Genomic DNA, 25,309 nt, shown 5'->3' with positions numbered 1-25,309 from the left:
AAGCCTACGAGGCAGGTTATAACTAGCTCTCACATATTCTTTTAACACATTAAAAATCAAGGATTAGTGGCAGATCAAAGATACAGAAGATTATTGAAATTAACATCTATACAAGATTAGAAACTTGTATTAAAATTCATATTATTTTAACAACCCGTTTTCCGGAACAATTTTCTAAAAAAAAATGAGTCCATTTTGGAAAAGAAAAACAAACTTAAAGTAAGACGGTATAATTTTGAGTAATCTCTATATCAACAAATCCAATCTAAAAAAGTTAAAAATCCAAACATAATCCGCTATCTTTGCACTCTGAAATGCGTTTAAATAAAAATAGTTTTTAAAATCATTTCGCTCAATAGAAAAACACGACGTTAAAAATGAAATTAGACAGAAAAGAAATTCTTAAAGCTCTAGAAACAATTACTATAGCGGGAGAAGGAAAAAATATGGTTGAAAGCGGAGCTGTTGCCAATGTAATTACTTTTGGCGATGAAGTTGTAGTCGATCTAGTGATCCATACGCCTGCTATGCACATCAAAAAAAGAGCTGAAGATGATATTAAAAAAACAATTCATGAATTGATATCACCTGAAGCAAAAATCAAAGTAAATATTAAAGTTGAAACTCCTGAGAAAAACGAAATTAAAGGTCGTGCTATTCCGGGAATTAAAAATATAATTGCCGTTGCATCCGGTAAAGGTGGTGTTGGAAAATCTACTGTAACAGCAAATTTAGCGGTAACATTAGCAAAAATGGGGTTTGCAGTTGGTATTCTTGATGCTGATATTTATGGTCCATCTATGCCAATTATGTTTGATGTAGAGAATGAAAAACCAATTTCGACTACCGTTGACGGGAAATCAAAAATGAAACCGGTTGAAAGTTATGAAATCAAAATACTTTCTATCGGATTTTTCACAGCGCCAAGTCAGGCTGTAATCTGGAGAGGACCAATGGCTGCAAAAGCATTAAACCAAATGATTTTTGATGCAGACTGGGGAGAATTAGATTTTATGTTAATCGACTTACCTCCGGGAACAGGTGATATCCACCTTTCTATCATGCAATCCTTACCCATTACAGGAGCTGTAGTGGTAAGTACACCACAAGCCGTAGCGCTTGCTGATGCTAAAAAAGGAGTAGCGATGTTTATGCAGGATAATATCAATGTTCCTGTTTTGGGAATTATAGAAAATATGGCGTACTTTACACCGGAAGAATTACCTGACAATAAATATTATATCTTTGGACAAGAAGGAGCTAAAAACCTGGCCGAAGATTTAAATGTTCCTTTCTTAGGAGAGGTACCAATTGTACAATCTATTCGTGAAGCAGGAGACTATGGTCGCCCGGCAGCTTTACAGACAGCTTCTGTAATCGAAACTGTTTTTGAAGCGATTACCCGAAATGTTGTACAAGAAACAGTAAACAGAAACGATAGTTTACCTGCTACAGAAGCCATCAAAATTACAACTATGGCAGGTTGTTCAGCAGTAAAGAAAAATTAGATAATTTAGATGATGCTATAATTTGACAATAAGGAAATTAAATACTTTGGGCCTATTGACCGATTTTCTAATTTCCATATTGTTTAATTGACACATTTTCTAATTGACACATTAAATTATGACAACAGAAGAATTAACAAGCAACGTATTATTGGCTCTTGACGAGATCAGACCATTTTTAAATTCTGATGGAGGAGACATTACACTCATTTCTATTGACGATGATAAACATGTTAAAGTTCGTCTTGAAGGAGCATGCATTAGCTGTAGCGTGAATCAGATGACTTTGAAAGCAGGCGTTGAAACAACAATAAAAAAATACGCGCCACAGATTGAAACTGTAGTAAATATCATGTAATCAAAACATTGATTTTGCAAGTTTTTCATTTTCAATAAATTAACAAGAATAATAGGTCTTAAGCTGTTTTTATTTGAAAAAATCAAAAAAACATTCATAAAAATGCTTGTTTTTGCGGTTTTAACAGAAAACTACACAAAGATTTAGGGGATTTCATTGCGTTATTTTTACATTTTTAACTTAAATTTGTGACATAACCCTTAAATCACAAATCTTATGAGAAATTATTACGCTCTAATTTTATTGTTATTTTTTGTTTTAACGAGTCATGCACAACAAAGCACCAAGACCTTAGTAGTTGACAAAGCCTGGGTAAACGACTCTGAAGAATGGTCTGATTTTACCTACGCCGGACAAATTGTATTTTCAAGAAATACAAACAGTGAAGAAGGAGCACTAAGAATTGGTAATTATGATTTTTTATATGATTTCTGCGAAGGAAAAGCTAAATTTGCCAACAAAGCAACTTACAGCGCAGCAGAATTTGCTCACCCAAGAAAAGTTTCTGTAACCACAGACAAACAAGGAGTTGTAAACTCTACTTATGAAGGGACTTTAATTTTTCAGGACGACAGAGATTATTATTCCGTAATTGCTGTAGTTACCTTACTGGAAAAAGGAGGAAATATGCTTGGTGTAAAGATGCATTTAAAAGACAACAACACAAGAGAATATGCTTTTAGCTTAAAACCTAACAGTTAGTTTTAAACCTTAGGATTTGTTCACGTTTTCGAATCCTGAATAAGAAAAATTCAACCAACTAAAATGGATGTATTAATAAAGATTAAAGATCGAGAAGGAGTTATACACGAATTACAAGCTCCAACTGATATGGCAATGAATGTAATGGAGTTATGCAAAGCATACGAACTTCCTGTTGAAGGAACCTGCGGAGGAATGGCAATGTGCGCCTCTTGTCAGTGTTATGTTCTAAATGATGTTGCATTACCGGAAATGGGTGATGAAGAAGAAGCCATGCTTTCGGAAGCATTTTACGTTAAATCAAATAGTCGTTTAGGTTGTCAGATTCCAATCACTACAGACTTAGAAGGATTAGAGCTGGAGTTAGCACCTGAATATTAAATCGCACCAAATTTAGGTTTACAAATTAATATTTAAAATCCCGATTGCAAATTGCAATCGGGATTTTTATTTTTTAAACTTCCTTAGATCCTTTTTTCATATCGCTACTTCATATCAACGTCAACAACAAATTGTACCATTTATCTAAAAAAAGGCCACATCTATTAAGTATTAAAAATGCATCCGGGAACTTATACATAACTTTATTTCTATTCAAAAAAAATTAATTATGAAAAGAAATTTGACTTTAGGATTAATCATGATCATAATCATTGCTTCTTGCTCTAAAAACAGTGAAGATGAGACAATCCCGACTAAAGAAATCAAAATTACAACTCCTGTTCAACCTGATGGAAACAAAGCTTACAAAATTTCTCAATTACCCAAAATCCCTGACTTTGCAACGCCGATAATTAAAGAAGGCGAAAAGCGAAGTTTTACGCTGATCAAAGATGATGGTTCAAAACTTAATTTTATTTTAGAAAGCTCAAAACAGCAATTGTTTGGAAAAATGCGAACTTTTACGGGAAGTGTAAATTTAAATGGATCCGAATCCGGAAAAGCAATAATGATAATTGGAGAGAATGGTTTTGAACTTTTTTTTGAAGATAACACCAATGCCTTTTTTCATATTGACAGTAAAGAAAATCTGGACATAGGTTACAAAAATATTAGTCTGGATTTTGACAATAACTTTAAAACTATTTTTCTTGATTTAGCGAAAAAACAAGGTCAAAATGGTGAAACATTGATTAGCAATTTTAGAAATCGAATAACCAGAAGCAAAACTTCCGGTTCAAAATTCCAAAACAGAAACAACTATAACTTAGAAAATAGCAATTCATTGATGGGTGTTGGTCATTGTTCCGAGCCAAAAATTTACACCCCAAGTAATCTAAGATCTTCCGAATCTAAAAAAAATAGTAGCAATGCCGATAGCTTTAACATGGAAGTCGTTTATATGGATCCCAATTATGATTTTTTACCGAGCTACGTAAATCTGATCTTTTCTTTTATGAAATTAAAGGAATCAAAATACGGCAAAAATATTGAATCTTATTTTTCTGCGGTTCCTACTGTTTCTCAATATACTATTCCTACAATCCAATCAGGCGATACACAAGAACAGATAAAACGAAATGCAAGTATTTATTTTGAATACATGTTATTACTGGACAAAAAACCGGATCCTGATGCACAATATTATAATCTTGGAATGTTTACAGTTAAGAATCCTGACACTTCAAAAAAGAATTTGGTCAGATGTCTTTTATATGGCGATTCTTGGGATAAAATGACTTTGGGAATGGCAAATATAGGAGCATATGTAAATTCCACGAACCTACCTCCTGGTCCATATGCTCAATCTATACTCATTTCTTCTTCAGCAGACTACGATAACAAAACTCTGGCACATGAATGTGGTCATGCCTTAGGTGCTTTTCACGATCAGAGTAATATTGAGGACCTCATGTTTCCAAATACTACTTCAGGAGCCGGAAAAAAAGCAATACATTTTAATATTTCCAATATTGAAATTATTAAAAGTGATTTATAATAATTTTAATTTGCATACTTATAAACATACCCCAGTAATTCAAGTTATTAATTGATTACTTTGTTTTTAGCCGAATACAAATAATCTAAGTTTTATTTGAACCTCCTTTAGTTAAAACTATAGTAACAAGAAAAACACAAAAGCTTTAGCCAAACCTTCAAAGTGTTTGGCTAAAGCCTTTTTATTATGAATCAATTCTTCATCTCCTGTTCAAACCGGAAGCAATTACTAACTGCTAAAAATCCGAAACTATCTTTCACAAACGAAAAAACCGCAATTGCATTACTGCAATTACGGCTCTTTCTCTATAACAATTTACTTTAATCTCTGATTATACCAAACCCACTGCAAGTAAATACTCCGCGATTTGGATAGTGTTTGTAGCTGCTCCTTTTCTTAAGTTATCAGCAACAATCCATAAGTTTAATGTGTTTTCCTGGCTTTCATCACGACGGATTCTTCCAACAAAAACATCATTTTTACCTTCAGCATATAATGGCATTGGATAGGTAAAAGTATCTAAATTATCCTGAACTACTACTCCGTCTGTGTGGTGCAAAATTTCACGAACTTCATTTACATCAAAATCATTTGTAAACTCTACATTTACCGCTTCACTGTGACCGCCAACAACAGGCACACGAACTGCGGTAGCCGTAACTCTTATGGTATTATCGCCAAGGATCTTTTGCGTCTCACGAACTAGTTTCATTTCTTCTTTAGTATACCCGTTCTCTTCAAAACTATCACAATGTGGAATTGCATTTCTGTGAATTGGATATTTGTAAGCCATATCTCCCTGCACTCCTGCATACTCATTTTCAAGCTGTCTTACCGCTTTCACACCTGTTCCGGTGATAGATTGGTAGGTAGAAACAATAATTCTTTTAATGTTGTATTTTTTATGCAAAGGTGCCAATGCCAATACCATTTGTATCGTAGAGCAATTTGGATTTGCAATAATTTTATCTTCTTTTGTTAATAAGGATGCATTGATTTCCGGAACGACTAATTTTTTTGTCGGATCCATTCTCCAGGCAGAAGAATTATCAATAACAGTAGTCCCGGCAGCGGCAAACTTTGGTGCCCACTCTAACGAAGTATCTCCTCCGGCAGAAAAAACAGCAATATCAGCCTTCATATCAACAGCTGTTTGCATTCCTACTACTTTATATTTTGTTCCTTTATATTCAATTTCCTTTCCTACTGATCGCTCAGAAGCAACAGGAATCAATTCGGTAACAGGGAAATTTCTTTCCGCCAAAACCTTAAGCATTATTTCGCCAACCATACCAGTGGCACCTACAACCGCTATTCTCATTTTTATATTTTTAGTATGAATTAATGTAAATATTTACACAAAAGTAGGTATAAATAAAAACAAAACAAGAGCTTCACAAAAAATAACAAAATGTTATAAATGAAACAATTACACAAAAAAACCGCCTCAGTTAAGAAGCGGTTAAATTAGACTTAGTGTAGCGGTATTTATTTTTTCAACAAATCTCTAATTTGTGTAAGTAACTCTTCCTGAGTTGGTCCTGCAGGCGGAGGAGCAATAACTTCCTCTTTCTTTTTTGAAGCATTTATTCCTTTAATAATTAGAAATAACACAAAAGCAACAATTACAAAATTAATTACTGCTGACAGAAACAAACCATACTTGACACCACCAAAAGCCGTCAAATCTTCGATTTTAGACAAATTTGCCGCCTCTAAAGCAGGCTTCAGTAACAATGGTGTAATCACATCTTCAATAAATGAGGTGATAATTTTACTAAAAGCAGCTCCAATGATTACCCCGACAGCCAGATCAACCACATTGCCTTTCATTGCAAATTCCTTAAATTCAGAAAAAAATCCCATAATTGATTTGTTTAAGTTTATAATTAAATGAATATCGAAAATACATAATTTTCTTCAAAGTTGTTAAAAATCACCTAAAAAATACTCTTTTTACACGTTGTGAAATACTCGTCAGGATCTCATATGGTATTGTTTTTAAAGCATTTGCAATTTCGGTCACGGTTGGATTCTCTCCAAAAATGATTACAGAATCCCCTTCTTTACAATCAATTTCACTAACATCGATCATGAGCATATCCATACAAACACTACCTACAATTGATGCTTTTTGATTCCTAACTATTACATAACCAACCTGATTTCCCCATAACCTCGAAATGCCATCGGCATACCCAATCGGGATCGTGGCTATTTTTGTTTCTTTAGCTGCCATAAATCGCCTGCCATAACCCACACTGTCTCCTGCCGGAATCGTACGAACCTGAGAAATAATCGATTTTAAAGTCCCTACATTTTCTAAAAACTTTTGCTCATTTGCATCATTCGAAACGCCATAAAGACCGATTCCTAAACGTACCATATTAAACTGTGCATCCGGAAAATTACTGATCCCCGACGTATTCAGAATATGACGGATCGGATTTACACCCAACTCAGACATTAGTCTCGAAGACAGTTTTTCAAATAAACGAATTTGAGAAAGCACAAATTCATAATGATCCATATCGTCACTTGTAGCCAAATGCGACAAAATACTTTGTATCCGAATGGTGGAATTTCCTTTTAAGGTTGCAATCAATTCGTCGATCGTGTTTTCTTCAAAACCCAAACGATGCATTCCGGTATCGAGTTTAATGTGAACCGGAAAATCTTTAAGATTCTTTTCCCGGGCAATTTTCAAAAAGGCATTTAATCCTTTTATACTGTAAATCTCCGGCTCCAACTGATATTGAATAATTGACGGAAAACTGGTAGACTCCGGATTCAAAACCATAATAGGCAATTTGATTCCGCCATTCTTAAGCGAGATCCCTTCATCGGCAAAAGCCACACCTAAATAATCTACTTTATGATGCTCGAGCAGCTTTGCGATCTCCAAACCTCCGTTTCCATAACCAAAAGCCTTCACCATCACCATCATTTTTACATTGGTGGCTAACTTCGATTTAAAGAAATTAAGATTATGACTGATGGAGTTCAAATTAATCTCCAGTATCGTTTCATGTGTTTTCTCCTCCAATAAGGCGACAATTTCTTCAAACTGAAATGATCTTGCTCCTTTTATCAGAATGGTTTCATTGGCAAAATTCAGACTTTCAAAATGAGCAATAAAATCAGCCGTACTATCAAACACTACGGCATTTGAAAACTTATCCGAAAAAGAAGAAATCGTCGTTCCTATTCCAATTACGCGATTTATTTTATTATCGGCAATTAACTGTGCCACTTTAGAATACAACTCTTCGTTTGAAAATCCGCTTTGAAAAATATCCGATAAGATAACGGTTTTAGCCGCATTCTTTTTTTGGCTTTCCAGAAAGTCCAAAGCAATTTTGAGTGATTGAAAGTCGGAACTGTAACTATCATCAATAATACTGCAATTGTTGATTCCGTTTTTTACTTCAAGACGCATTTCTACCGGATACAACATTTGCATGCGATTCTGGACGGTTTCAAAATCATACTTAAAATAAAGCAGAACCAATAAACAGGAAATAGCATTTTCTACAGAAGCAGAATCCTGAAAAGGGATTTCTAAATTGAAAATTTCATTTTTATACTGATATTGAATCTGTGTTTTATCGTCCTTACTTTCTTTTTTTAAGACAAAAACAGCGGCGGTTCTATCGGTGAAACTCCAGGAAAAAAGAACCTGCTCTTTTAATTGATTTTCTTTTGTAAAATCAGCCAGACACAAATCGACAATTTCATTTTTTTGATAAATAACAACCGTTGAATCTTTAAAAAGTTGCAGCTTCTCGTTTATTTTCTGTTCTAAATTCTGGAATCCCTCATCATGTGCCGATCCAATATTGGTTAAAACACCAATAGTTGGTTTAATGATTTTCTCGAGATTGGTCATTTCATTCACTGTGGAAATTCCGGCCTCAAAAATGCCTAAATTATGTTTTTCATTTATCGCAATAACCGAAAGCGGAACACCAACCTGAGAATTATAACTTTTAGGACTTCTTATAACATTAAAATCCGGACTCAGTAAAAAATTAAGCCATTCTTTTACAATGGTTTTACCGTTACTTCCTGTTAGTCCGATTACAGGAAAATCAAAAAGAGCACGATAATAAGCCGCAAATTCCTGCAAGGCTTTTAAGGTGTCTTTTACGATTAGAAAATTAGCTCTTCCTTTACAATTATCAGGCACATATTGTACTACAAAGTTCTGAACGCCTTTATCTATAAGTTCAGAAATGTACAGATGAGCATCGTTATTAACACCTGATAAGGCAAAAAACAAGGTTTGAGATCCGTTTTGCAACGAACGACTGTCAATCGAAACATGATCAACAAAAATAGCTGTATTTAAACCAATCCATTCGGCTTGAAGAACCGGAATAAGGTTTCTTAGGTTAATGCTCATTTAAAAATTCTTTTTGTCAAATTTAAAACATTAAAGACAGAAAAGAGTTGTGATTTTCTTAAAAATACAAAGACAAAATATTCCAAAAAAGCAGGGCATCAATTCTTAAATTCCAACTAAATAACTCAAGTTGCTAGTTGAATAATAATGTATATTGTAAAATGTGAAATGTAAAATGTGAAATGTGAAATGTGAAATGCGAAAAATAATACGTTTTTCTTAATTGATTACCGGCTTACATTGTAAGAGCATATTGTTGTGCCAGATCACCGAAATACAGTAACAATATACTTAAAAATTCTAATGCTTCGTTTAAAGATACGAAAATCCGTTAATTAAAGTATTTGCCCTTTCAGACTAATGTATCACATTTTACATTTCACATTTTACAGTATACATTTCACATTTTGCATCTTACAGTATACAACTATCAACTTGAATTAAATAAATAAGATTTTACTTTTCAGAACTACAAAATATAAAAAAACTTACAAAACCCAATTCCCAGTAGCTAATTGGTTAAAATTTGCAAAAACCGAAGCAAAAACCTTTATTTTATTATATTTGTTTACTACCATAAAGTATCACGTTTTGAAAAAAATACTGCCACTGTTCTCTTATATCTTTCATCCGATTTTTATATCGATGTACGCCACTTTGTTTTATCTGTACTGCAAAGAAGATATTTTTACGGACAGAGAAAAATACTATGTTTTATTTCAGATTCTGATTATAACTATTTTGGTTCCTATATTGTTTTTTATGCTGCTTCGTTCGACCGGACATGTAAAATCGGTTATGGTTCACGAAACTTCTCAGCGCAAAATCCCATTGATTTTACAGTGTTTCTTATATATTTTGTTGGTAAAGAGAAGTATTATTATCACACGATATCCGGAGCTTCATTTCTTTTTTCTCGGAGCGCTGTTTAGTACCATTTTAGCTTTGGTATTTACTCTTTTTAAAACAAAAGCGAGTTTGCACCTAATGGCCATTAGCGGACTCACTATTTTTGTCCTCGGATTAAATATTCATTTGCAGATGCAAAATCCGTATTGGAGCGCTTTGCTCGTTTTATTGACCGGAATAGTAGCGTCCTCCCGCTTGGAAATGGAGGCACATACCCCTAAAGAATTACTTATTGGCCTGGCAATTGGAGTACTTCCGCAACTGTTATTTTTGTATTTGTGGTTATAAAATATAGAAAATCAAGCCGGCATTAATGGTTCTTACCACAACATTTTCACCTGAACTTGTCTTGATAGACTTAAACAAAGGGTTTAAACCATAATAAAAATAAATATTCCAGGTATTGTAGCCCGTTGCTACATAAGCCCCGTATTGAAACTTCGTAATATTAGGATTGTTTGTAATTTTATAAGTCGTTTCTCCATCACTCAGTACCGATCTGTTAGAAAACATATAACTCAATTTAATCCCTCCATAAATCCTCCAGAATCTATAACTTTCATAGGTTGAATTTCTCCATCGGAACTCTATCGGAACATCCAGCAAATATTGCCTGAATTTGTTGGAAACAATTTCGCTGTTTTTTTTTGTTCCTCCCACTATATTTCCCTCAGCATCCTCTGAGATTGTCAGATCCTGATTGAAATTCTGATAACTCAACCCTAAACCTGTAGCAATTGCAAAGGTTCTTTTTTTATTGATAGGCATATCGCGCAGAAAACCGCCGGAAAGTCCTACTGAGAACTTATCCTGCTTAAGCCCAACCGGACTATTGGTAAGAAGATTATAGGTAACCGAAAAATAAAACTGATCTTCACGATACAACGAATCGATTTTAACGACCGGTTCTATTTTAGGCTTTGTTTCCTCCTGCGAAAAAACAGAAAGAAAAGACACTAAAAACAAACAACTAAAAAGTAATCGCATATCGTATTTTGGTTTTAAAGAGTTTTTCAAGTAAACGTTTTTTGGAGTTGATTTATTTCAATTACAAATATACTATAATGACAACTCAGGAGGCAATTTGAAAGCAATTATTCTCTTTTTCATTGAAAATAAAACGATTTAAAGTCCTATTTTTAAGGAATCAACAATAGAATTAAAAAAATAAATTCATTTTTGATAGTTCTTTTATACCTTTGTGAGGCATGAAGAAAAAGCAACTCATATTAAGTGTCTCTTTCGCTCTAACAGTATTGTTCTCAATATTGTTTCAGTCGATACACAGTTATGAGCATATTGTAAAACAACTCTCGGAGAAACAATGTCATCACGACTACAATGATCCAAGCGGTGAAATCACCCACCAGCATCATAATTATGACGTTTGTTTTGTATGCCATTTTTCTTTTGAAAGTTATGTACTTCCTGAACAATTTTCATTTCAGTTCCACACCACAACCGAAGGAATTCCTTATTTCTTCACCCTTTCAGAAAAGATATTCTCCTTTCCGGAAAGCGCTTATTTATTGCGCGGACCACCTGTTGCTATAGTTGCCTGAATTTCGAAACACTCGAAACATAAATCATTACTTTCTTAATTAAAAAAGAACACAGCATCTTTCCATTCTGACTGGATCAGAATTGGCAGGCGTTATTGTTGTTCTCGTTTTTTATTTAGTCAGGAAAAATCCATTTAACTATAGCATCATTTTCAAATGAAAAAAATAATATTAATCCTTATTATAGGATTTTCAGGGCTGCTTTCAGCTCAAAACGTTGTTTCCGGAACCGTATCCAATCTTCAAAATCAACCAATGCCCGGAGTTTCGGTTTATGCCCCGGAATTACACAAAGGCACCACTACCGACGCAAACGGAAAGTACGAACTCTCTAATCTTCCAAACGGAAGCTTACGACTTTCTTTTACTTTTGTTGGTTTTACAGCTGAAAACAAAACTATTGTCAAACTGGTAAAAGAAAACACCTTAGATGTGACACTTCAGGAATCTGTTTTTGAAATGGACGAAGTAATTGTCTCTACACCTTTTAATAAATTGCAATCCCAGAACGTAATGAAAATTGAGCACGAAAGCATCAAAACATTACAACAAAAAGGAACTTCAACCTTAATTGAAGGCTTGGCGACCATTCCGGGAGTTTCTCAAATTTCAACTGGAACTTCAATCGGAAAACCGGTAATCAGAGGACTTAGCGGCAATCGTGTTTTGGTATATTCACAGGGAGTTCGTATCGAAAATCAGCAGTTTGGAGACGAACATGGTTTAGGACTAAATGACGCCGGAATTGAAAGTGTTGAAGTAATCAAAGGCCCTGCTTCTTTGCTCTACGGATCGGATGCTTTGGGAGGTGTTTTATATTTCAATCCTGAAAAATTTGCTGATGCCAATACCTTCAAAGCCAATTTCAGTCAAAAATATTTTACCAATACAGAAGGTAGTAATTCCTCTATTGGACTAAAAACGTCTACCGATAACTGGAAATTTTTAGCCCGAGGAAGTTTCAATACGCATTCTGATTATAAAATTGCCGATGGAGATCGCGTGACCAATACCCGTTACAACGAAACCGATTTTAAAACCGGAATCGGATACAGCAACTCCAGTTTCTCAAGTGTTTTAAGATACAATTACAACAAATTAGATATCGGAATCCCTGAAGAAGGAATCGCAGAGCAATCTTCCAGTAAAGACACTCAGTTTCCAAGACAGGGAATTTTTAATCATTTATTGAGTTTAAACAACGTTATCTTTTTTCAGAACTCAAAATTAGATGTTGATTTGGGTTATATTTCTAATGACAGAAGCGAATTTGAGGACAGCAACAATGCAGCTTTGCGAATGAAACTGAACACCTTCAATTACAATGCAAAATATCATTTTCCGAAATTTGGCAAAATCGAAACAATTCTTGGCGTACAGGGAATGCATCAGACCAATAAAAATTCCGGTGAAGAGTTCTTAATTCCGGACGCTACAACCAATGATTTTGGTGTTTTCGGAACAGCAAATTACGAATGGGACAATAGTGTTATCCAAGCCGGATTGCGCTTTGACAACCGAAACATCACTTCTCAAGCACATGGAACTGAAGGTGAGGAAGGCTATTTTCAGGCTTTAGATCGCTCTTTTGACAGCTTTAATGCTTCTTTAGGCTACAAAACCAAACTGGCAGAACCTTTGACGCTTCGTTTAAATGTAGCTACCGGATTCAGAGCACCAAATTTAGCAGAGTTAACTTCAAACGGAGTTCATGAAGGAACCAACCGATACGAGATTGGAAATGCTAATTTAAAAACAGAACAAAACGTTCAGACCGACCTGAATTTAGAATATAAAAACACCCATTTTGAATTTTTCATTAATGGTTTCTACAATCATATAAACAATTACATCTATACTTCCCCAACCGGAGAAGTCTTAGACGAAAATGATGTTTTTGCTTATGTACAGGACAATGCGAAATTATTTGGTGGTGAAGTTGGTTTACACCTACATCCACATCCACTGGATTGGTTGCATTTTGAAACCAGTTTTGAAACCGTAACGGGCAAAAAAGACAACAACGATTATTTGCCTTTAATTCCGGCTAACAATTGGAACAATACGCTTAGAACTGAGTTCAATATTAAAAACTGGCTAAAAGAGGGATTTGCTTCTTTAAACGTTTCATCAACTTTCAGTCAGAATAATGTAAGTGGTTTTGAAACGGCTTCTAAAGGTTATACTTTGGTGAATTTTGGTTTAGGCGGAACCGTAAAACTAGGTAAAACCGCTTTTGATCTGAGCCTGAACGGAAACAATTTATTTGACCAAAAATACATTGCACACCTTTCGAGATTAAAAACAGACGGGATTCCTAATATTGGAAGAAATATTGTTTTAGGGATTAACTTCAATTTGTAGTTTTTTCTTAACCGCAAGGAGCGCAAAGGAGTTACGCAAGGTTCGCAGAGTTTTATTATAAGGCTTTGCGCTGATTATCTTGCGTATTTCTTTACGGTTACATTTTCTCGCAAAGACGCAAAAGCGCAAAGTTGTTTTTCTTTGTGACTCTGCGACTTTGCGAGATTTTTTTTCACGCAGATTTGGCAGATTGAAATGATTTTTCAATCTGTGAGAATCATTTCAATCTGTGGCAGTACTTTTGAGCAAAACATTTCGAAATAAAAATTCGTGCTAATTTGTGTAATTCGCGGCAACCCTTTTTTAACCAATCCTTTTCTCTTAAATTTGAAACAACTAAAAAATCCAAGAAATGAAAATTGTAAAATGGGGAATTATTGGCTGCGGTAATGTAACCGAAGTCAAAAGTGGGCCTGCCTTTCAAAAAACACCAAACTCTGCTTTAGTTGCGGTAATGCGGAGAGATCCTAAACTTGCTGAAGATTATGCCAAACGTCATAATGTCCCAAAATGGTATTCAAATGCCGTTGATTTAATAAACGATCCTGAAGTCAATGCGGTATATATTGCGACACCTCCTTCTTCTCACAAAGAATACACTATTTTGTGTGCCAAAGCCGGAAAACCGGTTTATGTAGAAAAACCTATGGCATTGACATTTGAAGAATGCAACGAAATGATAAGCACCTGTAAAGCCCATAATGTACCTTTGTTTGTAGCTTACTACAGAAGACGTTTGCCCCGATTTCTTAAAATAAAAGAATTAATCGACCAAGGAAAAATAGGAACTGTAAGACATGTAAATTGTGTTTTGTACCACCCGTTTGAGCAACGTTATGATGACGAGATCAATTTGCCGTGGACCGTTTTACCACATCTTTCAGGTGGTGGGATTTTTGTTGATTTAGCCTGTCATACACTCGATTTTCTGGATTATGTATTAGGCCCAATCCAATCTGTTCGGGGACATGCGAGTTCTCAACTTTTGGCTTATCCGGCGGAAGATACCGTTTCGATGTCTTTTTTGTTTGAGAATGGAATTCACGGTTCGGGTTTATGGAATTTTGCCAGTTTTGAACGTTATGACCATACTGAAATTGTGGGGGACAAAGGAAAAATCTCTTTCGCTACTTTTGGCAATGACCCAATTCACATTCAACTTACAAATGGCGAAAAAGAAAGCATCACTATCGAAAATCCGCTTCACATACAACAACCTCTTATCGAAACAATAGTTGCTGAACTTCTGGGTAACGAAAATGCCTCTCCGTCTAAAGGGATCTCCGCCTCAAGAACCACCTGGGTTATTGATGAAGTTTTGAAGGAGTTTAGGGGTTTAAAGTAGAAATCTATATGACTTTGACTGAAATGTAAAGACAAAAAGAGGATACTCAAATCTGAATATCCTCTTTTTTCTAAAAACTAAAATTGCAAAAAGATTATAGGCTGTATTTAAGACCTAAAGTCAAACCTAAACCACTAATTCCAACATAAGAACTTAATTCGTCCGTTGGTTTCGTTTTATCAACCCCATTCGGATTCGTTAAAGCGTTATTAGAATTAACATCTAAATGATCTTGATAATTGGTATGAATTTGAGAAGGAGTTCTAGTCGCTAAAGCATCTTGCCCATTTTGAGTAAACTTAGTAGTTTCTTTCGTTTTCCCGTGTACTGTAAAGTTACGGTATTCTAATTCTGCAAAAGCAGATATGTGTTTTCCTAATTTGTAAGAAGTTCCTAAAGCAGCAGTAAATCCGATTGTTGGATTTGGTTTTATCTTATCAACACTATGAACTGCAACTGTTGCCGGATTAGCAACACCAGTTGGAGCGATTGCATCAGTAGTAATTTCTAAATCTCCATGAATAGGCACCAAAACCCCAACTTTAGTATAAGGTTCAAAACCATGAGATTCTCCTAAAAACATAACAAGTGCAGGAGCAACATCAAAAGCTGTAATTTGCCCCACTGATTTAAAGTTATAAATTGGCTTACCTCCTGATACAAAAATTGCATCTGTAGTCGTTTGTGCCATCTTTTTATCAGTACTACTATAATAATTAACTCCTAATTCAACTCCCAAACGAACTGAAAAACGGTATCCTGCAGTTATACCTGTTCTAAAACCCTGTCCAAAAGAACCTGTAATACTTTTTTCAGATACTAATTTTCCTCCTACATAAGTTCTGTCTAAAGCGTCATTTCCTCCTACTGTTGGAAATTCTGTGGATGCAGTCTGATTAAAATACGACCCTCCCAATTTAAAATACCAGCTTTCCGGTTTTTCTGCTTTTCCTGTCTGCGCCATTGTGGCCATAGAGCAAACTAATAACCCTAATAAAAATAGGTTCTTTTTCATAATTTTGTTTTAATTAATTTATACAAACTTAGATTATTTTAACATAATCCGCGAGTTTGCATGGTTAGACTTGGAACGAAATCGTTGTAATTTTGGGCAATATTACTAAAAAACTATTATGCATGCATAATTTTAACTAAAAAAAAATACATCCTTCTAAATTTTAACTGTTAAAATTTAGTTCAGCTTAAAATTAATCTGCATTTTTTCCAATTCCTGTAATAGTTCCGCCGAAATCTTAACCTTTAGTCTGCGGCTTGGCATTGTTAATTTGGTCACCACTTTTATTTCTTCTACCTCATTTACTTCCTGAATTTTGGTTTCTTCAATTGCGTTATCCTCACCTTCATTCTCATCTTCAAAAACAGCATCTTCTGTTTCTTCAAAATTTGTTGGCGTTTCTACCTCAACCAATCGCTTGACCTTTTCTAATTCCATGATCTCAAAAGTCACCGAATTATCCCCTTTATTTTCATTAAATAAATGACTCAATTTATGAATAAACTCCGCCTGCAGATCTTTAATATTTAATAACAAAATCAATTTTTTAGCAAATGTCTCCAGGATATCCTGCAATTGTCTAACCTCAACAAACTGCATCCTCGGATCTGTTTTTTTACCGGTATCCCTGTTTACCCAACCCTCCTTAATTAAAATTTTCAGGTAAACAAACTGGTTGTTATATAGGAAATGATAGAACTTCAGATACTCCTCTCCAAAAATTTTAAATTCAAAACTCTCATCGTATCCTTCTAGAGTGAAAATCGCCCAATCCTTACCATTTTTAGCCGTTCTCCGTTGAAAATTACTCACAATACCGGCAAAGTTTAAACTCTTACCTACATAAAGTTCCATATTTTTTAGAGCTTCCAGTCGGGCATTACAGAAATATTTCATTTCAAATCTAAAATCATCCAGCGGATGACCCGAAATGTAAATTCCAACAACCTCTTTTTCTCTGGAAAGCTTTTCCATTGTACTCCAGTCTTCACAAGGAGGCACAATAGGTTCTGCAATTTGTACTTCACTTGTTTCCCCAAACAAACTCACTTGTGATGAGTTTTCATTCTCCTGAAACTTAGATCCGTAACGCATTGCTTTTTCATAAAATGTAATTCCATCGCCATCATCATGAAAATACTGCGCTCTGGTAGTTCCTTCAAACGAATCAAAACCACCGGCAAGAGCCAGATTCTCGATCGCTTTTTTATTAGCTGCACGCAAATCAATTCGTTTGGCTAAATCAAAAATAGATTTATATTTTCCGTCTTTTCTGCTTTCAACAATGGTCTCTACAGCTCCGGAACCTACCCCTTTGATTGCTCCCATTCCGAAACGAACCGCGTAATCATCATTTACTGTAAATTTATAGTACGACTCATTTACATCAGGACCTAAAACCGAAAGCCCCATACGTTTACATTCTTCCATAAAGAAGGATACCTGTTTAATATCATTCATATTATTCGAAAGAACCGCCGCCATATATTCTGCCGGATAATGCGCTTTTAAATAAGCCGTTTGATAAGCAATCCAGGCATAACAAGTCGAGTGGGATTTGTTGAAGGCGTAACTCGCAAAAGCCTCCCAGTCTTTCCAGATCTTCTCTAAGACCTTTGCATCATGGCCTTTTTTTGCGGCTTGCTCCACAAATTTAGGTTTCATTTTATCCAGAACGTCCTTTTGTTTCTTACCCATCGCCTTACGCAAAACGTCGGCCTCACCTTTTGTAAAATCAGCGAGTGACTGAGACAAAAGCATTACCTGCTCCTGATAAACAGTAATTCCGTAGGTTTCTCCTAAATATTCTTCACAGGCATCTAAATCGTATTTGATTTCTTCCTCTCCATTTTTTCTTCGAACGAAAGAAGGAATATACTCTAACGGTCCCGGACGATACAAAGCATTCATTGCAATTAAATCCCCAAAAACCGTTGGTTTCAACTCCTTCATGTATTTCTGCATTCCGGGTGACTCGTATTGGAAGATTCCAACTGTTTCTCCTCTTTGGAAAAGCTCATAAGTCGGAGCATCGTCAATCGGAAATTCATCCGGATTCAGATCGATTCCATTTCTGTACTTCACCAGTTTAACAGTATCTTTTATTAGTGTAAGGGTCTTCAGACCCAAGAAGTCCATTTTAAGCAATCCGGCACTTTCCGCAACCGAGTTATCAAACTGTGTTACATATAAATCCGAATCTTTTGCGGTTGTCACCGGAACGAAATTGGTAATATCCGATGGCGTAATAATTACCCCACAGGCATGTATACCCGTATTTCGCATCGATCCTTCCAGAATTTTTGCCTGTTGAATAGTCTCACCTGCCAAATCACCTTCGTTGGCAATAGCGATTAATTCCTTTATATTATCAAACTCATCCGAACGAAGCGCTTTTTTAACATCGTCTTCGCTTTCAGATATAAAACGCGCCAAATTCCATTTTGACGGCATCATACCCGGAATCAATTTTGCGATTCTATCGGCTTCAAATAAAGGCAAATCCAATACACGAGCCGTATCACGAATCGCTGATTTGGTAGCCATTTTACCATAGGTGATAATTTGTGCTACCTGATTTTTACCGTATTTATTGATTACGTAATCCATAACTCGACCACGACCCTCGTCGTCAAAATCGATATCAATATCGGGCATGGATACACGGTCAGGATTCAGGAAACGCTCAAAAAGCAAATCGTATTTAATCGGGTCAATATTGGTAATTCCCAAACAATACGCTACTGCCGAACCTGCTGCAGATCCACGACCGGGACCAACCGAAACATCCATGTTTCTGGCTTCGGCAATAAAATCCTGAACAATTAAGAAATACCCCGGATATCCTGAATTCGAAATCGTTAACAATTCAAAATCCAGACGCTCCTGAATTGATTCGGTAATTTCACCGTATCTTTTTTTCGCGCCAACCATAGTAAGGTGTCGCAAATATTTGTTCTCTCCTCTTACCCCTTCATCTATTTCATCTTCCGGAACCACAAATTCTTGCGGGATATCAAATTTAGGAAGCAATACATCACGATAAAGCGAATAGATCTCAACCTTGTCGACAATTTCCTGAATGTTGATAATCGCATCCGGCAAGTCGGTAAAGAGCTTTTTCATCTCATCCTGCGACTTGTAATAGTATTCCTGATTTGGCAATCCGTAACGATAACCACGGCCACGGCCAATTGGTGTGGCTTGTTTCTCGCCGTCTTTTACACACAATAAAATATCGTGTGCATTGGCATCTTCTTTATTTAAATAGTAGGTATTGTTTGTCGCAATTAACTTGACATTGTGTTTCTTCGAAAAATCAATCAGGGTTTTATTGACACGATTTTCATCTTCCTGATTGTGGCGCATGAGCTCAAGATAAAAATCAGCTCCGAATTGCTCTTTCCACCAAATCAAGGCCTCTTCGGCTTGATTTTCACCGACATTTAAAATCTTACTGGGAATCTCTCCGTACAAATTCCCGGAAAGCACCATAATATCTTCCTTATATTGCTCGATAATTTTTCGATCGACTCTGGGAACATAATAGAATCCATCGGTAAAGGCAATCGAAGACATTTTAGCTAAATTGTGGTAGCCATTTTTATTCTTGGCCAACAACACAATCTGATTACCGTTGTCTTTTTTACTTTTGTCTAAATGATTATCGCAGACATTAAATTCACAACCGACAATTGGCTTAATTTCCATTTCTGTCGGCTCTTCGCCTGCATCAACCAAAGCTTTATTTTTACCGGATGCCGCTTTATTGTGATTCATCACTGCACTCACAAAATGAAAGGCTCCCATCATATTTCCGGTATCGGTCATGGCAACGGCCGGCATACCATTTTTGGCTGTAGCCGCAACGATATTCCCCACACCAATAGTAGATTGTAAAACCGAAAACTGTGTATGATTGTGTAGATGTGAAAATTTTGCTTCTTTAAATTCTCTTTGATCAGACTCTGAAACAACCGTTTGTTTGTCATCAGATTCTAAGGCTCGCAACTGTTCTCTGATTTTATCAGAAGCGGCTTTTAAATTAATGTGTTTTAGACCAATAAGTTTGATCGGTTCCGGGTTTTTACTTTGAAATTCTCTAAAATAATCCTTCGGAACATCAAGCTCTTCTTTGGTAAAAACCTCTCTTCTGATTAACTCCAGGAAACAACGGGTAGTAGCCTCAACGTCGGCAGTTGCGTTGTGCGCTTCTGCAAAAGGTTTATCAAAAAGATAACTGTGTAATTCTGTTAAAGTTGGTAATTTGAATTTTCCACCTCTACCTCCGGGAATTTGCAATAAAGAAGCCGTAACTTCTGTACAGGTATCTAAAACAGGCATCGAGCTCATCGGAGAGTCCACACCCATCCTATGAAATTCAGCTCCCATAATATTAACGTCAAAACCTAAGTTCTGACCTACAATATATTTGGTTTTGCTTAAAGCGATATTAAATTTCTCTAAAACTTCGGCCAGCGTAATTCCATCGGCATCTGCTAATTCTGTAGAAATACCGTGAATACGTTCTGCGTCATACGGGATATTAAATCCGTCAGGTTTTACCAGATAGTCCTGATGTTCTATCAGTTTCCCCATATCGTCATGCAACTGCCAGGCAATTTGTATACAGCGAGGCCAGTTATCAGAATCGGTAATTGGAGCATCCCAACGTTTTGGTAATCCGGTTGTTTCAGTATCGAATATTAAATACATAGGTTTAAAAGACAAAAATTAAACCCCCAAATTCAAAACCTCATCATTCATAAAACACTGATTTCATGAATCTTAAAGAACTTTAAATTAAAAAATGGAGGAAGTTCAAATTTAGTCTTTTTTAGGCTATTGACGAAATACATTTTATCAACATCAGGATTTTTCCCGACATTCTCTTTTTTGAGCAAAATCCTATCGGGATTGTCGTTTTTTTTAAAATAAAACCTGTTAATTTTTTATTAATTTTAATCCTTTTCTGTAAATTAGCTGCGTTTTATGCTGTTACCACCTATTAATTAAGCTGAAAGAACTAGAAAAACGATGAAAACAATATTCACATTAGTCCTCACAGTTCTTACGTCTGTTGGTGCTTTCGCAAACAACGACTCAAAAAACATTATTAAACCTTTCGCGATCAAAAAATAATGCACCAGAAACAATTTTAGAATCAAATTCCATAATTGCAGATGAAGTAACTTTAATCGCTATTGATTGCGGAAATGGCAGCCTTTATTACGTACATTGTCATTATTGCTCCCCTGAAACAATAGCAGAAATACTTAAGGAGGCTTGCCGATAAAACCACATAAGTTTTTTATTAATTATACTATTATTCCTGCGTAATTATACTTGATTAAAAAAAAACCTGTTAATTTTTTAATTTTTATATGGTTTTATTCTATAAATTAGCCTGCTTTATGCTGTTAAAATTTTATTAATTTAACCAAAAAACCAAAAAATTATGAAAACAATATTCACATTAGCCATTACAGTTCTTATGTCTGTTGGAGTTTTCGCAAATAGCAGCTCAAAAAACATAAATCCAGAAGTAAATAAGGAAATCGACAAATCCTTTGTAATCGAAAATAAAATTGTTGAACCCGTTTTAGAATCAAACCCCTTAATTCAAGTATACGATGTAACTGTTGATTGTGGAGACGGCACCGGCTGGGCATTTACTTGCGACGGATGTTCCATTGGACAAATAGTAGATATAGCTTTAGCACTTTGTGACTAAAATCTAAAAACAACAGCATAAAGCATTATAAAATAATACTTATGAAAAAACTACTACTCCTCACAGTATTTACAATTTACACCTACTCTTATGCTCAAAACAAAGGAATTGTGTATTATGGGCACATCGAAAGTCCGGGCAAAGGAGGTCCTAATGGCTTAGATTTTAACTCTTACCTTATTTTTGACCAAAACCAGTCCTATTATGTTAGCGCCAAAGATTCTCTGGAAAATGAATCTAATATTGAAAGTCAAAAGAAAAAAAAGGCAGAAGGGGAAATCAAACAGATTTACCTCGGGAAACATACCTTAGAACAAGGAAAACAGGTATATTACGACAGAGCCAAAGATAGTTTGTGGTGGAATAAAAAATATTCTAATGAGATTTACGGAAAAGAAAAGCGTGAAGCAATAGAATGGAAAATTGACCCTGAAACGAAAAAAATTGGAAATCTTCTTTGCAATAAAGCAACCGGGCATTTTAGAGGACGGGATTACACCGCCTGGTTTACCAAAGAGATTCCTGTTCCGTTTGGGCCTTGGAAACTGCAGGGATTACCCGGATTAATACTCGAAGCTTATGACACCAAAAAGGAATTATACATCTATTTCAAATCACTAGAATACCCGTCGAAAAATGTATCTGTTCCGAAAATTAAGCCCATCAATCAAGGCACTCCTACCCATTGGGTCTCAATTGACGAGTATAAAGTGATTTTAGAAAAATTGATAGAAAAAAACAAAAACAAGGCTATTTTATTAGGTAAAGAACATGGTGTTACGATAAAAGCAGCTGGAATGAATGATATTAGCACCGAAATATTCTGAAATTAAATGCTAAAACTATTCTCTTTTATTTTTTTCATCCCTTTTATTGCATTTTCCCAAAATATTAAAATATCGGGAACTATAAAAGACAAACAGAACAGAAGCGTCGAAAGGGCTTCTGTTATTATTTTAGACAACTCCGGGAATATTCTATTCTATACTTTTGCTAATGAAGATGGAAACTATACTCTTCAATTAAAAAAACCAGCCAGCGGAATTGTAAGTATAGAAATTTCTTGCTTAGGCTTTGCTAAAAGCACAAACGTAGTTGATCTCAGCACAAAGACTGAAATAAACCACTCTGTTTCTCTGGAATCCCAACAAGAAAGCTTGAAGGAAGTGGTAATAGAATCGCACAAAAAAGTAAGAATCAATCAAGATACGACCACTATAAAGACGAGCGCTTTTTCTAACCAAACAGAGCAAACCATAGAAGACATTTTAAAAAAATTACCCGGTATCGAAGTTCAGAAAGACGGCTCTATAAAAGCCCATGGAAAACCTATTGATAAATTACTTGTTGAAGGAGAAGATTTGTTTGATAAGAACTACACCTTACTGTCCAAAAATCTGGATGCAAAAACACTTGATGAAGTGCAAATAATAGAAGCATTTGAAGATAATCCCATTTTCAAAAAAATGAATAATTCGGATAAAGTTGCGTTGAATCTGAAGTTAAAAAAAGACAAGCAAAATATCTGGTTCGGCAACATAACGGCCGGAGCAGGCATAATTTCTGAAAACCGATGGAAAGAAGGTATTAATCTCGGACTATTAAAAAAGAAGGTCAAAATCTTTTACTTGGCAGACTACAACAATTCAGGCGAAAAAGCAACTTCACTTATAAAAGAATCCAGTATAAATCTTGATTTTTTTGGGGCAGACCGAATCGAAAAAAAGGCAAGAAAACAGTACGTTATCAACAGTAATGAAAACAGTTCTTTCAGTAAATCTCAAAGCGTCTTTAACAAAGCACTTTTTAATTCTTTAAGTTTTACCACAAAACTAAAACCCTCATTATCAATTCGCGGAGTAGGCTATTTCACAAATGACAATCAGATTCAGAATTCTTTCTCCGAAACAATTTACAACATAGACCAACAACCTATAATCAACTCCGAAGCCAATCACTATTCCGGCAAAAAAACACTTTCATCAGGAGAAATTGAACTTAAATATTCAGGGAATGAAGACAATTATCTCACCAACTTATTTATTTACAAGAACAATCCTGATATCATAAATTCAAATCTCATATTTAATAATGAGCAAATCAATCAGAATTCCAAAAACAGCAATTATACTTTTTACAATCATCTTAACCACAGTTACAGCTTATCGAATCAAACAATATTAAACAATTATATTTATTTGGGAAGCGATTATCTGAATGAGAAAAACAGATTAAAATCTCCCTTTTTAAATGAATTTTTCAAAATAGATCCGGAAGCTCAGATTGACCAAAAGGGGGATACTAAAAACCAGTATTTTGGAATCAAAAGTAAACTGATTTCGAAGTACAAAAAACTAGAATCTGTTCTTGCTTTTCAATACGAAAAAAGCAAAGAATCAATCGTTTCAGATTTTCATATCGACCAAAAACAAAAGACAGACTACCAGGTAGACACAAACTCCAATCAAACCCTATTTTCTTTAGATGCGGGAATCCGGTACAATTTTACTTCTGAAACAGATTTTACAGCTAATCTGAAATATGTTCAAAATAATTTTGCACGCAATATCTCTGAGCAACATTTTCATTTTTTTAATCCTGTATTTTCATTTAATCTAAAAAAAACACGCTTAGGGACATTCCGGTTAAGCTATTCCGAAAACAGTTCTCTGCCTGAAATCAATTATCTAAAAACAAACTATTTACTGGCAGACTATCGAACTTTCGAAAAGGGAGTTTCTGATGTTGCACTTTTAAAAAACAAAACCATTTCTTTTTTACACACCTTGTACAAAGATGAAAAGGGATTTTCTGTTAAGACCAATTTAGTCTATACAAAATTGAAGAAAACACTTAATATCGATAACCTGATTACTCAGAATTTCAACTTCAAAAACTATATCGTTACAAACGGAGGAGAAAATTATAACGCCTCTTTTAACCTCATTAATTACCTGAAAAAACTAAAATGGGCCACCAAGATAGCCACACAACAAACCTGGAGTAATAGTCCGACAAAAGTAAACAACCAAGACTTTACAAACCTAAAAAGTTACAACAGCCAATACACTTTCTCTGCAACGACTTATTACAAGTTACCTGTAAATTTTGATTTTGGTTTCAATTACAACTATTATCAAACCAATTTCAACAATACTGTTACTACAAATAAAACAAAAGATGCTTTTATTAATTGCAATTATAAAATCTCGAAAGTCTGGTTAGCCGAAGTCAACACCACTTTTTATCAAATGAACTCCCAGAATTACAGTTTCATTAATATCATCGCCAACTATACTCCGGAAAACAGCCGTTTTTCCTATCGTTTTCTATTCAATAATATAACCAATGAAAACGAATTTACATTGGTTACATTAGACAATTACACCTCTTTTAAGTCTACCATAAATCTAGTGCCAAGATATTTACTGGCAACAGTAAAATATCGGTTTTAAAATAAAAGCCGTT

Annotated in this window: 18 protein-coding genes; 12 read left to right on the top strand and 6 right to left on the bottom strand. The window is 35.1% G+C overall.

All coding sequences use genetic code 11. The features are described 5' to 3' along the window. The first annotated feature begins 377 nt into the window (after positions 1-377). From G3A47_RS12025 to G3A47_RS12005, 5 genes are all read left to right on the top strand, one after another. Complete coding sequence (locus G3A47_RS12025; protein WP_166922617.1) at positions 378-1,508, top strand: Mrp/NBP35 family ATP-binding protein; 1,131 nt, start codon at positions 378-380, stop codon at positions 1,506-1,508. 118 nt (positions 1,509-1,626) lie between these two features. Then, positions 1,627-1,866 (top strand): NifU family protein, encoded by a 240-nt coding sequence (locus G3A47_RS12020; RefSeq protein ID WP_026982674.1) that lies wholly within the window; start codon positions 1,627-1,629, stop codon positions 1,864-1,866. A 216-nt stretch (positions 1,867-2,082) separates the two neighbouring features. Further along, positions 2,083-2,568 (top strand): hypothetical protein, encoded by a 486-nt coding sequence (locus G3A47_RS12015; protein WP_166922615.1) that lies wholly within the window; start codon positions 2,083-2,085, stop codon positions 2,566-2,568. 63 nt (positions 2,569-2,631) lie between these two features. Beyond that, a complete protein-coding gene (locus G3A47_RS12010; protein WP_166922614.1) occupies positions 2,632-2,949 on the top strand; it encodes a 2Fe-2S iron-sulfur cluster-binding family protein in 318 nt (105 codons plus the stop codon). A 229-nt stretch (positions 2,950-3,178) separates the two neighbouring features. Continuing rightward, positions 3,179-4,507, top strand: a complete 1,329-nt coding sequence (locus tag G3A47_RS12005; RefSeq protein ID WP_166922612.1) for a zinc-dependent metalloprotease family protein — start codon at positions 3,179-3,181, stop codon at positions 4,505-4,507. Between the two features lie 331 nt (positions 4,508-4,838). On the opposite strand, the gene G3A47_RS12000 is transcribed toward G3A47_RS12005, so the two are convergent. The 3 genes from G3A47_RS12000 to G3A47_RS11990 form a co-directional block, all read right to left on the bottom strand. After that, a complete protein-coding gene (locus G3A47_RS12000; protein WP_166922610.1) occupies positions 4,839-5,828 on the bottom strand; it encodes an aspartate-semialdehyde dehydrogenase in 990 nt (329 codons plus the stop codon). Between the two features lie 167 nt (positions 5,829-5,995). Beyond that, positions 5,996-6,373, bottom strand: coding sequence for a large conductance mechanosensitive channel protein MscL (gene mscL / locus G3A47_RS11995; protein ID WP_166922601.1), 378 nt, complete (start codon positions 6,371-6,373; stop codon positions 5,996-5,998). Between the two features lie 70 nt (positions 6,374-6,443). Beyond that, the gene (locus G3A47_RS11990; protein ID WP_166922600.1) at positions 6,444-8,912 is read right to left on the bottom strand and encodes a bifunctional UDP-N-acetylmuramoyl-tripeptide:D-alanyl-D-alanine ligase/alanine racemase; all 2,469 of its coding nucleotides are present in this window, start codon (positions 8,910-8,912) and stop codon (positions 6,444-6,446) included. A 591-nt stretch (positions 8,913-9,503) separates the two neighbouring features. On the opposite strand from G3A47_RS11990, the gene G3A47_RS11985 reads away from it, so the two are divergent. Further along, entirely contained in the window at positions 9,504-10,109 is a 606-nt protein-coding gene (locus G3A47_RS11985; protein ID WP_243860436.1) for a hypothetical protein, read from the top strand. Here the strand turns inward: G3A47_RS11985 and G3A47_RS11980 are convergent. After that, positions 10,104-10,838 (bottom strand): porin family protein, encoded by a 735-nt coding sequence (locus tag G3A47_RS11980; protein WP_306783635.1) that lies wholly within the window; start codon positions 10,836-10,838, stop codon positions 10,104-10,106. The genes G3A47_RS11985 and G3A47_RS11980 overlap by 6 nt on opposite strands. Before the next feature lie 191 nt (positions 10,839-11,029). On the opposite strand from G3A47_RS11980, the gene G3A47_RS11975 reads away from it, so the two are divergent. From G3A47_RS11975 to G3A47_RS11965, 3 genes are all read left to right on the top strand, one after another. Next, complete coding sequence (locus tag G3A47_RS11975) at positions 11,030-11,383, top strand: hypothetical protein (RefSeq protein ID WP_166922598.1); 354 nt, start codon at positions 11,030-11,032, stop codon at positions 11,381-11,383. A 156-nt stretch (positions 11,384-11,539) separates the two neighbouring features. Further along, complete coding sequence (locus G3A47_RS11970; protein WP_166922596.1) at positions 11,540-13,747, top strand: TonB-dependent receptor; 2,208 nt, start codon at positions 11,540-11,542, stop codon at positions 13,745-13,747. Between the two features lie 352 nt (positions 13,748-14,099). Then, positions 14,100-15,092 (top strand): Gfo/Idh/MocA family protein, encoded by a 993-nt coding sequence (locus G3A47_RS11965; protein WP_166922594.1) that lies wholly within the window; start codon positions 14,100-14,102, stop codon positions 15,090-15,092. A 94-nt stretch (positions 15,093-15,186) separates the two neighbouring features. Here G3A47_RS11965 and G3A47_RS11960 read toward each other — a convergent pair whose 3' ends face one another. Both G3A47_RS11960 and dnaE read right to left on the bottom strand, forming a co-directional pair. Next, positions 15,187-16,107: an outer membrane beta-barrel protein gene (locus tag G3A47_RS11960; RefSeq protein WP_166922592.1), complete on the bottom strand. Its 921-nt coding sequence runs from the start codon at positions 16,105-16,107 to the stop codon at positions 15,187-15,189. 177 nt (positions 16,108-16,284) lie between these two features. Beyond that, positions 16,285-20,823 (bottom strand): DNA polymerase III subunit alpha, encoded by a 4,539-nt coding sequence (dnaE, locus tag G3A47_RS11955; protein WP_166922590.1) that lies wholly within the window; start codon positions 20,821-20,823, stop codon positions 16,285-16,287. Between the two features lie 742 nt (positions 20,824-21,565). Between dnaE and G3A47_RS11950 the strand changes: the two genes are divergently transcribed. Genes G3A47_RS11950 through G3A47_RS11940 form a run of 3 tightly spaced genes read left to right on the top strand, consistent with a single transcriptional unit; the run spans position 21,566 to position 25,296 of the window. Continuing rightward, entirely contained in the window at positions 21,566-21,841 is a 276-nt protein-coding gene (locus tag G3A47_RS11950) for a hypothetical protein (RefSeq protein WP_166922588.1), read from the top strand. A gap of 41 nt (positions 21,842-21,882) precedes the next feature. Then, positions 21,883-22,668, top strand: coding sequence for a GLPGLI family protein (locus tag G3A47_RS11945; RefSeq protein WP_166922586.1), 786 nt, complete (start codon positions 21,883-21,885; stop codon positions 22,666-22,668). Between the two features lie 6 nt (positions 22,669-22,674). Continuing rightward, complete coding sequence (locus tag G3A47_RS11940; protein WP_166922584.1) at positions 22,675-25,296, top strand: carboxypeptidase regulatory-like domain-containing protein; 2,622 nt, start codon at positions 22,675-22,677, stop codon at positions 25,294-25,296. Positions 25,297-25,309: the final 13 nt, after the last annotated feature.

Origin of the sequence: Flavobacterium poyangense (genome assembly GCF_011751075.1) — a bacterium.
In the GTDB taxonomy this organism is placed as follows: Bacteria; Bacteroidota; Bacteroidia; order Flavobacteriales; family Flavobacteriaceae; genus Flavobacterium; species Flavobacterium poyangense.
This window is presented reverse-complemented; position numbering and strand designations above follow the sequence as displayed.